Below are 12,943 nucleotides of genomic sequence, written 5' to 3' on the forward strand. Positions count from 1 at the left end.
CTCAGTCCTGCGGCGTGAAGTACGAGACCAACTGCGCCACACCCGGTTCGACGTTCTTCCACGAACCGGAGAAGCTGAGCACCGCGACGGCCGCGGTCGGGAAGCCGCCGAGCCGCAGCCGCTCCAGCGCGTCCCGGTCGCCCTCGTCGCCGGCCAGCACCTGGGTCAGGCCCAGCACCCCCGGATTGTGGCCCACCAGGACCACGTCGGCGTACTCCTCCGGGGTGTCCTGGAGGGCGGCGATGATCTCGCCGGGGCTGGCCTCGTAGACCCGCTCCTCGTAGACGGTCCGCCGCACCCGCTTCGGCAGCTCGTGCGCGGCGAGCTTCCAGGTCTCCCGGGCACGCAGGGCGGTCGAGCAGAGCACGTAGTCGGGATTGATACCGGAATCGGCGAGCCAGCGGCCGGATTCCGGGGCCTGGTGGCGGCCCCGGTCGGCCAGCGGCCGCTCGTGGTCGTCGACGCCGTCCGGCCAGTCGGCCTTGGCATGGCGGAGAACGATGATCCTGCGGGGCGTGTCGGCGCTCATACCCAGCAAGCTTGGCAGAAAAGCCGGCCGCGGGCGCGATGCTGCCCGATGGCGCCGCCCCCGGCGTCGGGGAGTGCCATCATGCGGGGTTCACCCGGGCGTCCCCCCGGGGTCAGCCGATGTTCCGGGCGACGATCGCGACGATCACCAGCAGGACGACGATGCCGCCGATGATCGCGGCCAGCTGGCCGAGCTTCTTGTGGCCGTCGGTGGGGTTCGGTTCGAGAACGGGCATGCCCGGATTCTCCCATCCCGGACACGCCCGTCCCCCACCGGGACCCGTCAGGCCGCGACGGCCCCGGAGGCCGTCGCCACCGCCTCGTCCTCGATGTGCCGGGCCCGGGCCGCCCGCAGGCCGAACAGCATCTGCGGCACCAGCAGCACCGCCAGGAAGCCGAGCGGCAGGTACCACTCGCCGGTGGCCTGGTAGAGCCGGCCGATCAGGATCGGGCCGGGGATCGAGATCAGGTAGCCGACGCCCTGGGCGAAGGCCGACAGCTGCGCCACCCCGCCGGCCGTCCTGGCCCGCAGGCCGATCATGGTCAGCACCAGCGGGAAGGCGCAGTTGGACAGGCCCACCAGGACCGCCCACAGCCACGGCGCACCGGCCGGGGCCACCGCCAGCCCGGTGTAGCCGGCGATGCCGAAGGCCGCCAGGACCACCACGAAGAGCCGCTGGTCACCGCGCCGGGCGGCCAGGTTCGGCAGGACGAAGGACACCGGCACGCCGATCACCATGGTCAGCGCCAGCAGCACGCCCGAGGTGCCCGAGGAGACCCCGGCGTCCTGGAAGATCGTCGGCAGCCAGCCCATCACCACGTACGCGCCGGTGGCCTGGAAGCCGAAGAAGATCGCCAGCGCCCAGGCGGTGCGGCTGCGGGTGATCGGCAGCCGCACGGTGTCCGCCGCGCCGGCCGCCGGTCCGCCCGACTCCCGCCGCCGGCCGAGCAGCACCGGGATCCAGAGCAGCAGGGCGACGGCGCCGAGCCCGGCCCAGACCCCGAGGCCGAGCCGCCAGTCGCCGCCGAGCCCCTTGGTCAGCGGCACGGTGACGGCGGCGGCCAGCGCGGTGCCGGCCGAGAGCGCCATCGAGTAGAGGCCGATCATCGGCCCGACCTTCTCCGGGAAGTACCGCTTGATCACCACCGGGATCAGCACGTTGGAGACGGCCACACCGGCCAGCGCGAGCGCGGTGAGCAGCAGGAAGACCGCCGTGCCGCCGGCGAAGGAGCGGGCCAGCACGCCCGCGGTGATCGCGCCCATGCCCGCGGTGACCACCGCGACCGGGCCGAGCCGCCGGGCCAGCCCGGGCGCGGCGAAGCCGAACAGGGCGAAGCAGAGCGAGGGGACGGCGGTGAGCAGGCCGGCGACGGTCGGGCTCATCCCGAGGTCGGTGCGGACCTGGTCCAGCAGCGGCCCGAGGCTGGTGACCACCGGGCGGAGGTTGAACGCGGCGGCGGCGATCGCCAGGGCGAACAGCCAGCCGAGGTGGCGGCCTCTGGGCGGAGCGGGCCGCTCGGTCTGCGGCCGGGCGGCGGCCCGGGGGGAAGCGGTGACGGGATCTGCGGTGTCTGCTGCGGACGACATGCAGGCCATCATAGAATGATGGGATGAATTAGCGCATCCTCGAATTGGGATGATGGCCCGACCCACCCGACCCAAGGAGTCCCCCGTGGCGCTGTCCTCGCCGAAGCGCACCCCGCTGTCCGACCAGGTGATCGCCCAACTGCGCGCGCAGATCACCTCCGGGGAGTGGCCCGTCGGCTCGCGCATCCCCACCGAGGCCGCCCTGGTCGAACAGCTGGGCGTGGCCCGCAACACCGTGCGCGAAGCCGTCCGCGCCCTCGCCCACAACGGGCTGCTCGACATCCGCCAGGGCTCCGGCACCTACGTCCTGGCCGCCAGCGAACTCGCCGGCGTGATGCACCGCCGCTTCGCCGACGCCGACCGGGCCCAGGTCGCCGAGCTGCGCACCACCCTGGAGACCGCCGCCGCCGGCCTCGCCGCCGGCCGCCGCACCGACCGCGACCTCGACCTCATGGACTCCGCCCTCGCCCGCCGCGAGGACGCCTGGCGCTCCGGCAACGCCGAGGACTTCGTCCAGGCCGACGCCGCCTTCCACCACTCCGTCGTCGCCGCCGCCCACAACGACGTGCTCGCCGCCCTCTACGCCGACCTCGGCGAGGTCACCCGGGCCCTGCTGCGCCACGACGTCGGCCCCGAGCTCGTTCCCGAGCGCTACCTCGGCCACGACGACATCGTCGACGCCATCCGCGCCCGCGACGCCCAGCGCGCCTCGCACGAGGCCGGCCGCGCCATCGGGGCCTGCGACCCGGAGGGCTGACCGGGGGCGGGGGGTCGGGGCCGGCCCGGGGCGGGGCTGCTCGTGCCTGCACGCGCCTGCACGCACCTTGCGGGCGGCGGGATTTGGCGTGCTAACGTCCCGTGAAAATTCGCGGACGGCCGGTCTCCGGCCGCAGGTGGACCACAACGGGGAGAACTGATGGCGGATCCGGACCTGAAGCTGGGCCAGGGACCGGGTGGCGGGGGGCCCACCAAGGTGTCGACGGGTGCGCTGGACAAGGCGGCCACCGCACTCGACGGCATCGCCACCGACAGCACCGCGGCCGGGAAGACCGCCGACGAGTCCACCGAGGCCGCGGCAGGAAAGCTGAGTGGCTGGGACACCGCCGCCGCCCTGCGCGGCGCGGTCAAGGAGTGGCACGAGCAGGTGTCGCAGCTCAACGGCCGGCTCAACCAGGAGGCCGGGATGATGCGGCAGACCCACACCAACTACCTGAACGTCGAACACGGCATCGCCACGTCGTTCAGTGGGAAGGCGTGAGCATGAGCCTGCTCGGTTTCGAGGACGTCATGAAGGCGGACCCGTCGGCGATGGCCAAGGCCGTCACCGACTGGACCGAGATGGCCCGCAAGTACCAGGGCGTCCAGCAGCGGCTGGAGAGTGAGGTGCTCTCGGTCACCGGCAGCCAGGGCCTGTGGCTCGGCTCGACCGCCTCCGCGGCCAACCAGCACGTCAGCTACACCCGGCAGCAGGCCATCGACGCGCAGACCGAGGCCAAGGCCGTCGCCTCGATCATCAAGGACGCCCAGGGCGACTTCGAGTCGGCGCAGAAGAAGCTGAAGCAGGCCGTCGCCGACGCCCAGGCCGACGGAATGAAGGTGACCGGCACCGGCTCGGTGATGTTCGACGTGGGCGCCCTCGACCCGGCCAGCCGAAGCGCCTACCACCACGAGCCGGACTACCAGCGCGAGTGCAACGAGGCCGCCGGCCAGTGGGCACAGAAGATCAAGGTCTATGTGGAGGAGGCGACCGCCGCCGACCAGCGGGCCGCCCTCCGACTGCGCCGCGCCGCCAAGGTCGGCGACATGATGAACGAGTTCAACGGCCAGGCCGTCGGCGGCGGCGACGAGGCCGACGGCCGGCGCGCCGCCGAACTCGCGTCCCGGCTCAAGGACGGCAAGACGCTCAGCCCCGAGGAGCTCGCCGAGCTCAACAACCTGATGAAGGCCAACTCCGGCAGCCCCGTCTACGGCCAGACCCTGCTCAACACGCTCGGCGCCGAGGGCACCCTGCTGCTCGCCGACGAGCTGGAGGTCCGGCTCAACGACCGCGGCGGCAAGCTCAAGGGCGAGTACGGCGAACTCCAGACCAACCTCGCCAACACCATCGCCGGCGCCACCAGGGACACCAGCACGAAGTTCTACCAGGACTTCCGCAAGGGTCTGCAGGAGGCCGGCGTCAAGAACATCGACGCCCGCCACTTCGGCGGCAGTACGGCGCCGATCTACGGCTACCAGACGCTCGCCACCCTGCTGCAGCACGGCAACGCCGGGTACGGCGCGCAGTTCCTGAACGATCTCGGGGCCGACGTCATAGCCGCCGATCGCAAGGACAACCACTGGAAGTCGTACCAGTTCAACGGCCCCCGCCCGGACCTGGTGCACGACCCGGTGGACGGCGTGCTCAAGCTGATGGGCCAGAACCCCGAGGCCGCCACCCAGTTCCTCGACCCCGAGGGACCGGGCGCCGAGGACCGCCTCAAGTACCTGCTGCGCGACCGCGAGTGGCCCACCACCTACACCAACACCCTCTTCGGCCCGCCGATGATCGACAAGAGCACCCACCAGGCCGGCCTCGCCGCCGCCCTGGAAGCCGCCGCCACCGGCGACGTCCCGGGCGACAACGCCCACAACGGCGGCCCGCACACCCCGGCCCAGGCGCGGGTGATGCAGGGCGCGATCGACGCGCTGGACGGGGGCGGCAAGGGCGAAACCGTGCACGACGACCTGAAGCTGCCACTCGCCAACGCCCTGTCGGACTACGTCGACGACACACACGCGGTCCTCAGCGAGAACCAGTCCTCCAAGGGGCGCGACGGCACCTGGGAGCAGAACGGCGAGGGCCACATCGGTGGTAGCCCCGACCACCTTATCCGGGTCATGCGCGGCGTCTCCGACGATCCGGAGGCGTACGCCACGCTCTACAACGCCGAACGGGCCAAGGCCGCCGAGGTCCTGGCCGGTATGCCGGCAGACCCGCAGTACAGCTCGGAGGATCGAGACATACCCGCACGGCAGGTCGGGTCGGCCCTCGGTGCATTCGACGCCATCCGCTCCGACGTCATCCTGGACGAGAAGGACGACAGGATGGAGTGGGCCGAGAAGACGGGCGAGTTCGCCTCATCGATGAACGGCACCGTGACCGGATTCATCCCCGAGGTCGGGGACGTCGCCGGCGCCCTCGTGGACGCGGGCATCTCCAAATGGGTGGACAACGTCAAGGAGGACGCCCAATTCGACGGTAACGCCAAGAACTCCGACACCCATTTCGCCGCCAGGACCCAGAGCCACGAGATGGCCCTGGCGTGGGGTCAGGCGAACAACCTGCCCGAGGACTCGAAGACGACCAACGCAGTCTCCACGGAAATGAAAACCGGCCACACGACCGGCAACCTGAACGCGATGATCGCCCTCGGACGAAACGGTCAGCAGTGAAGCTCTCACGACGTGCCTGGGTGATCCTCGCCGGTGTGCTCGTTCTCGCCCTCGGCGCAGGCGGCTACGCGTCCTGGCAGTATACGAACCTGTATCTTCCGGACCGGCTCTGCGACGGCGCCATTGACGCGAAGGACGCCGAACGGGTCCTCGGCAGCGGCAAGATCGTGGTTGCCGACAGCGACGTGTCGACCAACCGCAGCGACCCTGACGCCTATTGCGCGATCAGTCTCAAGCGCGGCGGCAAGTACGTCGCCGAGATCCACCTCCGCACCAAGATGGCCGAGCCCTACGAGCTTTCTTTGCGGGCCGACCCGGCGATGTCCCAGCCGGACCGGGGGCCGGTCGGCGCGTTCGGCAACGCCCGCGGCTGGCTGATGATGGCGCCGGGCTGCAGGCTGGACCCCAAGGACACGAACAACTACCCGAAGCGGGACGCCGACGCGGTCGCCCTGGACGTGGTCCGCGACAAGGAGCCCGACCCCTACCGTTTCGCCCGCGCGGACCGGACCGCGTCGCCCGAGGCCCGACAGGACCTGGCCCGGCTGGCCGCCGACTTCGCGGCAGCGGTAGCCCGCCGCTCCGGCTGCGGATCGGCAGACGTCCCCGACGTCCATCTGACCGGCGGCGAACAGATCGGACAGCCCGTCGACGACGGGCAACTCTGCGGAGTTCCGGGGGCCACTGCCGTCACCAAACTGCCGGACGGGGCCCGTCAGGACATCAGCAGCAGCTCGGCACCGGTCCAGAGCTGCTGGATCTACACCGATATCCGGCAGCGGCTGCTCTACGAGTTCACCGCCACCCTCGACAGCCGCTACCCGGACTTCGCCATCCACATCAGCGACAAGCCGTTGGCATCCTCCCCGGGGGGCTGGCGGGGCAGCAACAACGGCAGCACCGTGGTCGCTTCCTGCGCGAGTGGAACGCTCACCCTGCACGCTTTCGGGTTCGCGCTCCCCGATTCTTCCCAACCCACCGAAACCCCTGTCTTCCGCGTCTGGGCGAACGCCATGGCCGCCAAGTTCGGCTGCGAGCCGGTCGCGCCGAAGTAGCCGCCAACAGAAACGCCGCTGTCCGGCACCCCTCCCACGAGAAGAGGGGTGCCGGGCAGCGGCGTTCGTACCTACCGGAGGCGTCAGGCGCCGATGGCGTGCAGGCCGCCGTCGACGTGGACGATCTCGCCGGTGGTCTTCGGGAACCAGTCCGACAGCAGGGCGACGACGCCGCGGCCGGCCGGCTCCGGGTCGTTCAGGTCCCACTTCAGCGGGGAGCGGTTGTCCCAGGTGGCGGCGAGGTCCGGGAAGCCCGGGATGGACTTGGCGGCCATCGAGCCGATCGGGCCGGCCGAGACCAGGTTGCAGCGGATGTTCCGCTCGCCCAGGTAGCGCGCCAGGTAGCGGTTGGTCGACTCCAGGGCGGCCTTGGCCGGGCCCATCCAGTCGTACTGCGGCCAGGCGTACTGGGCGTCGAAGGTGAGGCCGACGACCGCGCCGCCGTCCTGCATCAGCGGCAGCAGCGCCGTGGTGAGCGACTTCAGCGAGAACGCCGAGACGTGCATGGCGGTGGCCACGGACTCCCACGGCGTGTTCAGGAAGTTGCCGCCCAGGGCGTCCTGCGGGGCGAAGCCGATCGAGTGGACGATGCCGTCCAGGGTCGGCAGGTGCTCGCGCACCCGGTCGGCGATGCCGGCCAGCTGCTCCTCGCTGGAGACGTCCAGCTCCAGCACCTTGACCGGGTTCGGCAGCTTCCTGGCGATGCGCTCGGTCAGGCTCGGCCGCGGGAAGGCGGTGAGGATGACCTCGGCACCCTGCTCCTGGGCCAGCTTGGCGGTGTGGAAGGCGATGGAGGACTCCATCAGCACACCCGTGATCAGAATGCGCTTGCCCTCAAGGATTCCGCTCATGACTCAGTGACCCATGCCCAATCCGCCGTCCACGGGAATGACGGCTCCGGTGATGTACGCGGCCTCGTCCGAACCGAGGAACCGCACGGTGGAAGCGACCTCGGCGGGCGCCGCGTAACGGCCGAGCGGCACGCCGGCGACGATCTCCGCGCGGCGCTCGTCGGTGAGCACCGCGGTCATGTCGGTGTCCACGAAGCCGGGGGCGACCACGTTGACGGTGATGTTGCGCGGGCCCAGCTCGCGCGCCAGCGAACGGGCGAAGCCGACCAGGCCGGCCTTGGACGCGGCGTAGTTGGCCTGGCCCGGCGAGCCGGAGAGGCCGACGACCGAGGAGATCAGCACGATCCGGCCCTTGCGGGCGCGCATCATCAGCTTGGACGCGCGCTTCACCACGCGGAAGGTGCCGGTGAGGTTGGTGTCCAGGACGGAGGTGAAGGCCTCCTCGGACATCCGCAGCAGCAGGGTGTCGCTGGTGATGCCGGCGTTGGCGACCAGCACCTCGATCGCGCCGCCGTGCGCGGCCTCGATCTCGGTCAGCGCGGCGTCCACCTGGGCACTGTCGGTGATGTCGCAGCGCACCGCGAGCACGTCGTACTTGGCCAGCGCCTCGGGGACCTCACCCGAACGGCTGGTGATGGCGACCTTGTCGCCCGCCTCGGCGAAGGCCAGCGCGATCGCGAGGCCGATGCCCCGGTTGCCTCCGGTGACGAGAACCGAGCGGCTCAACGATCCACCTCTCTCCGTTGTGTGCGCACGCCGTGTGTCCGCGTACCACTCCGTGATGTCCGCGCACGTCGAAACGATGTACGCGGTGCGACGCTATCGGTCGGCCCGGCGCGGCGACGAATCGGGCTCCCACAGCGCAGCACCGGTGGAACTGTCGGTATCCGACAATCCGGTCCGGGGCGGATTTCCCGCCGTTCCCCCAAGTGGCGGGGCCGTATTGTCGTGTCCACTGAGTCGCACGTCCGGGAACCCGGCAGCGGGGCACGCCCGTTGTGCCCCCTGGTGCGGCACGAGCCGGGGCCGCCGCACCGGGGCCGACCCGGGCCCCACGGCCGGACACGGGGCCCCGGCGACGACGATGCGGAGCGCGGAATGAGCGAGGCACAGGCCGGGACGACCCACCGGCGCGGACGACTGGCGGCCCTGGTCGCACTGGCGGCCGGCGCGGGAGCGGTCGCCTGGGCGCTGCGCGACCTGCCGGCGGCGTTCGGCCGGCGGCCGGACGGCGAGCGGGAGGAGCGGCTGCGGAACTCCCCGCAGTACCGCGACGGTGTCTTCCACAACGCGCCCTCCGAGCTGGCCCGGCCGACCGCCCAGGCGGGCATCGACGTGGAGACGGTGCGCCGGGCGCTGTTCCAGCGCGACGGCCGCATCCCGAGCCACCCGGTGCCCACCGTCCGCCCGGCCGAGGGCGCCGGGCCGGCCGCCGAGGGCGTGGCGGTCACCTGGTACGGGCACGCCTCGGCGCTGGTCGAGGTCGAGGGCGCGCGGGTGCTGCTCGACCCGATCTGGAGCGAGCGGTGCTCGCCCGCCGCGCAGGTCGGCCCGCGCCGGCTGCACCCGGTGCCGGTGGACCTGGAGGAGCTGCCGCAGGTGGACGCGGTGCTGATCTCGCACGACCACTACGACCACCTCGACATGGCGACCGTCCGGCGGCTGGTGCGCAGCCAGTCCGCGCCGTTCGCGGTGCCGCTCGGCATCGGCGCCCACCTGCGCCGCTGGGGCGTGCCCGAGCACCGCATCATCGAACTGGACTGGAACGAGACCTGCACGCTGGGCGAGCTCACCGTCACCCTGACCGCGGCCCACCACTTCTCCGGCCGGGGCCTGACCCGCAACACCACGCTGTGGGGCTCCTGGGTGATCGCCGGTCCGAACCGCCGGGTCTTCTACACCGGCGACTCCGGCTACTTCGAGGGATACGCGCGGATCGGCGCCCAGCACGGCCCGTTCGACGCCGCGCTGGTGCAGGTCGGCGCGTACGACCCGGCGTGGGCCGACATCCACATGACGCCGGAGGACGCCGTCCTCGCCCACCGGGAGCTGGACGCCGGGCTGCTGGTCCCGGTGCACTGGTGCACCTTCAACCTGGGCCTGCACCCGTGGGCCGAGCCGATCGAGCGGCTGCTGGTGGCGGCCAAGGAGCAGGGCGTGCCGATAGCGGTGCCCCGCCCGGGCGAGCGGGTCGACGTCGACAACCCGCCGGAGCTGGACAGCTGGTGGGAGGGCGTCGCCTGAGCCTGACGGCACAGCACGACACAGCACGGCACGGCACAGCACGGCACGGCACCGGCCTGCCCGGGCCGGGCCGGGCCGACGGGGCCACGCCGGAAGGAATGCGCTGGCCGAAACCCCGGTGACGGGCCATGATGCCGTGCGGGCACCCCCGTTCACCCGGGGGTCCTGCACCACCGTCCCCCCGACCAGGGAGCCCGATTGCCTCCGCTGCCCCCGACCAGCACTCCCCCGGCCCCCGGCGGCGCCGCCCCGCGCACCGTCGACCCGCTCTTCCTCGGCCTGCCACTGCGCGCCCTGGCCGACGCCGCCCTCACCCGGGCCCGTGAATTCGGCGCCGACCACGCCGACTTCCGCCTGGAGCGGGTGCGCAGCGCCTCCTGGCGGCTGCGCGACGCCCGGCCGGCCGGCACCTCCGACAGCGTCCAGCTCGGCTTCGCCGTCCGGGTGCTGCTGGACGGCGCCTGGGGCTTCGCCGCCGGGGTGGACCTCACCCCGGACGCGGCGGCGCGAGTGGCCGAGCAGGCCGTCGCGGTGGCCCGGCTGTCCGGCGGGATCAGCCGCGCGGCGGGGTCGAAGGAACGGGTGGAACTGGCCGCGGAGCCGGTGCACCCGGACGTCACCTGGGTGTCCGCGTACGACGTGAACCCCTTCGAGGTGCCGGACGCCGAGAAGACGGCGCTGCTCGCCGGGTGGAGCTCCCGGCTGCTGGCCGCCGAGGGCGTCTCGCACGTCCAGGCGACCCTGCTGACCGTGCAGGAGAACAAGTTCTACGCGGACACCGCCGGCACCGTCACCACCCAGCAGCGGATCCGGCTGCACCCGGTGCTGGAGGCCACCTCGGTGGACGGGCGCACCGGCGCCTTCGAGTCGATGCGCACCCTCGCCCCGCCGGTGGGGCGGGGCTGGGAGTACCTGGCGGGAGTACGGGGGCCGTCCCCCGACGGGCAGGGCCTGGCCGGCCCCGGCTGGGACTGGGACGCCGAACTCGCCGAGCTGCCCGTCCTGCTGGCCGAGAAGATGCGGGCACCGAGCGTCGAGCCGGGCCGCTACGACCTGGTGATCGACCCGTCCAACCTGTGGCTGACCATCCACGAGTCGATCGGCCACGCCACCGAACTGGACCGCGCGCTCGGCTACGAGGCCGCCTACGCCGGCACCTCCTTCGCCACCTACGACAAGCTCGGCTCGCTGAAGTACGGCTCCGAGCTGATGAACGTCACCGGCGACCGCACGGCCGAGCACGGCCTGTCCACCATCGGCTACGACGACGAGGGGGTGGCCGCGCAGTCCTGGGACCTGGTCAAGGACGGGGTGCTGGTCGGCTACCAGCTGGATCGGGCGATGGCCGGGCTCAAGGGCCTCGGACGGTCCAACGGCTGCGCCTTCGCCGACTCCCCCGCGCACGTCCCGGTACAGCGGATGGCCAATGTCTCGCTGCGGCCCGCCGCCGACGGCCCGTCCACCGAGGGCCTGTTCGCGGGCGTCGAGAACGGCCTGTACATCGTCGGCGACCGTTCCTGGTCGATCGACATGCAGCGGTACAACTTCCAGTTCACCGGGCAGCGCGCGTACGCGATCCGCAACGGCGAACTCGCGGGCCAGGTCAAGGACTTCGCCTACCAGGCGACGACCACCGACTTCTGGGGCTCGATGACGGCCGTCGGCGGTCCGCAGACCTACGTACTGGGCGGCGCCTTCAACTGCGGCAAGGCACAGCCCGGCCAGGTCGCCGCGGTCAGCCACGGCTGCCCCTCCGCGCTGTTCCGGAACGTCAACGTGCTCAACACCCAGCAGGAGGCGGGTCACTGATGGCCGCGACGCAGCCCCACGAACTCGTCGAGCTGGCGCTCGGCCTCTCCCGCGCCGACGGCTGCGTGGTGATCGCCGACGAGGAGTCGACCGCCAACCTGCGCTGGGCCGGCAACGCCCTCACCACCAACGGCGTCACCCGGGGCCGGCGGCTCACCGTGATCGCCACGGTGGACGGCGCCGAGGGCACCGCCTCCGGCGCGGTCTCCCGTGAGGCCGTCGGCCCGGACGAGGTGGCCGCGCTGGTCCTGGCCGCCGAGGAGGCCGCCCGTGCGGCCGGGCCGGCCGAGGACGCCCGGCCGCTGGTCACCACCGCCGAGCAGACTGCCTCGCCGGACTTCACCACGCCGCCGGCGGAGACCTCGATCGAGGTGTTCGCGCGGTTCGCGCCCGCCCTCGGCCGGGCCTTCGCCGACGCCGCCGGGCGGGGCGAGCTGCTGTACGGCTTCGCCCGGCACGAGGTGGTCAGCAGCTACCTGGGCACCTCCACCGGTCTGCGGCTGCGGCACGACCAGCCGACCGGCATGGTCGAGCTGAACGCCAAGACCGCCGACCTGTCCGACTCGGCCTGGGTCGGCGCCGCCACCCGGGACTTCGCCGACGTGGACGTCACGGCGCTGCACGCCGAGGCGACCCGGCGGCTCGGCTGGGGCGCCCGGCGGATCGACCTGCCGGCCGGCCGGTACGAGACGCTGCTGCCCCCGTCGGCCGTCGCCGACCTCATGGTCCACCTGAACTGGTCGTCCGGCGGCCGGGACGCCGTCGAGGGCCGGACGGTGTTCTCCCGGCCGGGCGGCGGCACCCGGATCGGCGACAAGCTGGCCCCACTGCCGCTGACCCTGCGCTCCGACCCGGCCGAACCGGGCCTGGAGTGCGCGCCGTTCGTGCTGGCGCACGCCGGCGAGGACGAGTCCTCGGTGTTCGACAACGGCCTGCCGCTGACCGCCACCGACTGGATCCGGGACGGCGAACTGGCCTCGCTGGTCACCAGCCGCCACTCGGCCGCGCTGGGCGGCCTGCCGGTGCGCCCCGCGGTCGACAACCTCGTGCTGGAGGCGGCCGGCCAGGAGTCCGCGCCGACCCTGGAGGAGATGATCGCCGGCACCGAGCGCGGGCTGCTGCTCACCTGCCTCTGGTACATCCGCGAGGTGGATCCGGCGACGCTGCTGCTGACCGGCCTGACCAGGGACGGCGTCTACCTGGTGGAGAACGGCGAGGTGGTCGGGGCGGTCAACAACTTCCGCTTCAACGAGTCGCCGGTGGACCTGCTCGGCCGGATCACCGAGGTGGGCCGGACCGAGCGCTGCCTGCCGCGCGAGTGGAGCGACTGGTTCACCCGGACGGCGATGCCGCCGGTCCGGGTCGCGGGATTCAACATGAGTTCGGTCAGCCAGGCCTCGTAGCCGGGCGGTCGCGAGGGGACCGAGGGGGACGGC

12 protein-coding genes are annotated in these 12,943 nt (G+C 72.3%); 7 read left to right on the top strand and 5 right to left on the bottom strand.

The window, feature by feature from the left end:
• Window position 1 precedes the first annotated feature (1 nt).
• The 3 genes from SM793_RS22615 to SM793_RS22625 form a co-directional block, all read right to left on the bottom strand.
• The gene (locus tag SM793_RS22615) at window positions 2-529 is read right to left on the bottom strand and encodes a histidine phosphatase family protein (RefSeq protein WP_320440084.1); all 528 of its coding nucleotides are present in this window, start codon (window positions 527-529) and stop codon (window positions 2-4) included.
• 112 nt (window positions 530-641) lie between these two features.
• Window positions 642-764: an SGM_5486 family transporter-associated protein gene (locus tag SM793_RS22620; RefSeq protein ID WP_266274030.1), complete on the bottom strand. Its 123-nt coding sequence runs from the start codon at window positions 762-764 to the stop codon at window positions 642-644.
• Between the two features lie 47 nt (window positions 765-811).
• Window positions 812-2,125, bottom strand: a complete 1,314-nt coding sequence (locus SM793_RS22625) for a CynX/NimT family MFS transporter (protein WP_413816017.1) — start codon at window positions 2,123-2,125, stop codon at window positions 812-814.
• Between the two features lie 76 nt (window positions 2,126-2,201).
• Between SM793_RS22625 and SM793_RS22630 the strand changes: the two genes are divergently transcribed.
• The 4 genes from SM793_RS22630 to SM793_RS22645 all read left to right on the top strand — a co-directional run bounded on the left by SM793_RS22630 (window position 2,202) and on the right by SM793_RS22645 (window position 6,603).
• Window positions 2,202-2,873: a FadR/GntR family transcriptional regulator gene (locus tag SM793_RS22630; RefSeq protein WP_320440086.1), complete on the top strand. Its 672-nt coding sequence runs from the start codon at window positions 2,202-2,204 to the stop codon at window positions 2,871-2,873.
• Window positions 2,874-3,032: 159 nt separating this feature from the next.
• Entirely contained in the window at window positions 3,033-3,374 is a 342-nt protein-coding gene (locus tag SM793_RS22635) for a hypothetical protein (protein WP_320440087.1), read from the top strand.
• Window positions 3,375-3,376: 2 nt separating this feature from the next.
• On the top strand, window positions 3,377-5,548 hold the full coding sequence (locus SM793_RS22640) for a DUF6571 family protein (protein ID WP_320440088.1): 2,172 nt from the start codon (window positions 3,377-3,379) through the stop codon (window positions 5,546-5,548).
• A 20-nt stretch (window positions 5,549-5,568) separates the two neighbouring features.
• Window positions 5,569-6,603 carry a hypothetical protein gene (locus SM793_RS22645; protein WP_320440089.1) on the top strand — a complete coding sequence of 345 codons (1,035 nt, stop codon included), beginning with the start codon at window positions 5,569-5,571 and terminating at the stop codon, window positions 6,601-6,603.
• An 83-nt stretch (window positions 6,604-6,686) separates the two neighbouring features.
• Here the strand turns inward: SM793_RS22645 and fabI are convergent, their stop codons facing one another.
• Entirely contained in the window at window positions 6,687-7,454 is a 768-nt protein-coding gene (fabI, locus tag SM793_RS22650) for an enoyl-ACP reductase FabI (protein ID WP_320440090.1), read from the bottom strand.
• Window positions 7,455-7,457: 3 nt separating this feature from the next.
• The gene (fabG, locus tag SM793_RS22655) at window positions 7,458-8,180 is read right to left on the bottom strand and encodes a 3-oxoacyl-[acyl-carrier-protein] reductase (protein ID WP_320440091.1); all 723 of its coding nucleotides are present in this window, start codon (window positions 8,178-8,180) and stop codon (window positions 7,458-7,460) included.
• Window positions 8,181-8,552: 372 nt separating this feature from the next.
• Here fabG and SM793_RS22660 point away from each other — a divergent pair, with 372 nt between their 5' ends.
• The 3 genes from SM793_RS22660 to SM793_RS22670 all read left to right on the top strand — a co-directional run bounded on the left by SM793_RS22660 (window position 8,553) and on the right by SM793_RS22670 (window position 12,910).
• Window positions 8,553-9,698 (top strand): MBL fold metallo-hydrolase, encoded by a 1,146-nt coding sequence (locus SM793_RS22660; RefSeq protein ID WP_320440092.1) that lies wholly within the window; start codon window positions 8,553-8,555, stop codon window positions 9,696-9,698.
• Window positions 9,699-9,896: 198 nt separating this feature from the next.
• The gene (locus SM793_RS22665; RefSeq protein ID WP_413816018.1) at window positions 9,897-11,507 is read left to right on the top strand and encodes a TldD/PmbA family protein; all 1,611 of its coding nucleotides are present in this window, start codon (window positions 9,897-9,899) and stop codon (window positions 11,505-11,507) included.
• On the top strand, window positions 11,507-12,910 hold the full coding sequence (locus tag SM793_RS22670) for a metallopeptidase TldD-related protein (protein ID WP_320440093.1): 1,404 nt from the start codon (window positions 11,507-11,509) through the stop codon (window positions 12,908-12,910). Before SM793_RS22665 ends, SM793_RS22670 begins: the two co-directional genes overlap by 1 nt.
• Window positions 12,911-12,943 lie beyond the last annotated feature (33 nt).

This window comes from Kitasatospora purpeofusca (assembly GCF_034043715.1).
Taxonomy (GTDB): Bacteria; Actinomycetota; Actinomycetes; order Streptomycetales; family Streptomycetaceae; genus Kitasatospora; species Kitasatospora purpeofusca_A.

What these genes read in the sequence shown, in the direction of transcription:
- SM793_RS22615 (WP_320440084.1), bottom strand. Translation starts at nt 529, where the DNA reads ATGAGCGCCGACACGCCCCGCAGGATCATCGTTCTCCGCCATGCCAAG.
- SM793_RS22620 (WP_266274030.1), bottom strand. Translation starts at nt 764, where the DNA reads ATGCCCGTTCTCGAACCGAACCCCACCGACGGCCACAAGAAGCTCGGC.
- SM793_RS22625 (WP_413816017.1), bottom strand. Translation starts at nt 2,125, where the DNA reads ATGGCCTGCATGTCGTCCGCAGCAGACACCGCAGATCCCGTCACCGCT.
- SM793_RS22635 (WP_320440087.1), top strand. Translation starts at nt 3,033, where the DNA reads ATGGCGGATCCGGACCTGAAGCTGGGCCAGGGACCGGGTGGCGGGGGG.
- SM793_RS22640 (WP_320440088.1), top strand. Translation starts at nt 3,377, where the DNA reads ATGAGCCTGCTCGGTTTCGAGGACGTCATGAAGGCGGACCCGTCGGCG.
- fabI (WP_320440090.1), bottom strand. Translation starts at nt 7,454, where the DNA reads ATGAGCGGAATCCTTGAGGGCAAGCGCATTCTGATCACGGGTGTGCTG.
- SM793_RS22660 (WP_320440092.1), top strand. Translation starts at nt 8,553, where the DNA reads ATGAGCGAGGCACAGGCCGGGACGACCCACCGGCGCGGACGACTGGCG.
- SM793_RS22670 (WP_320440093.1), top strand. Translation starts at nt 11,507, where the DNA reads ATGGCCGCGACGCAGCCCCACGAACTCGTCGAGCTGGCGCTCGGCCTC.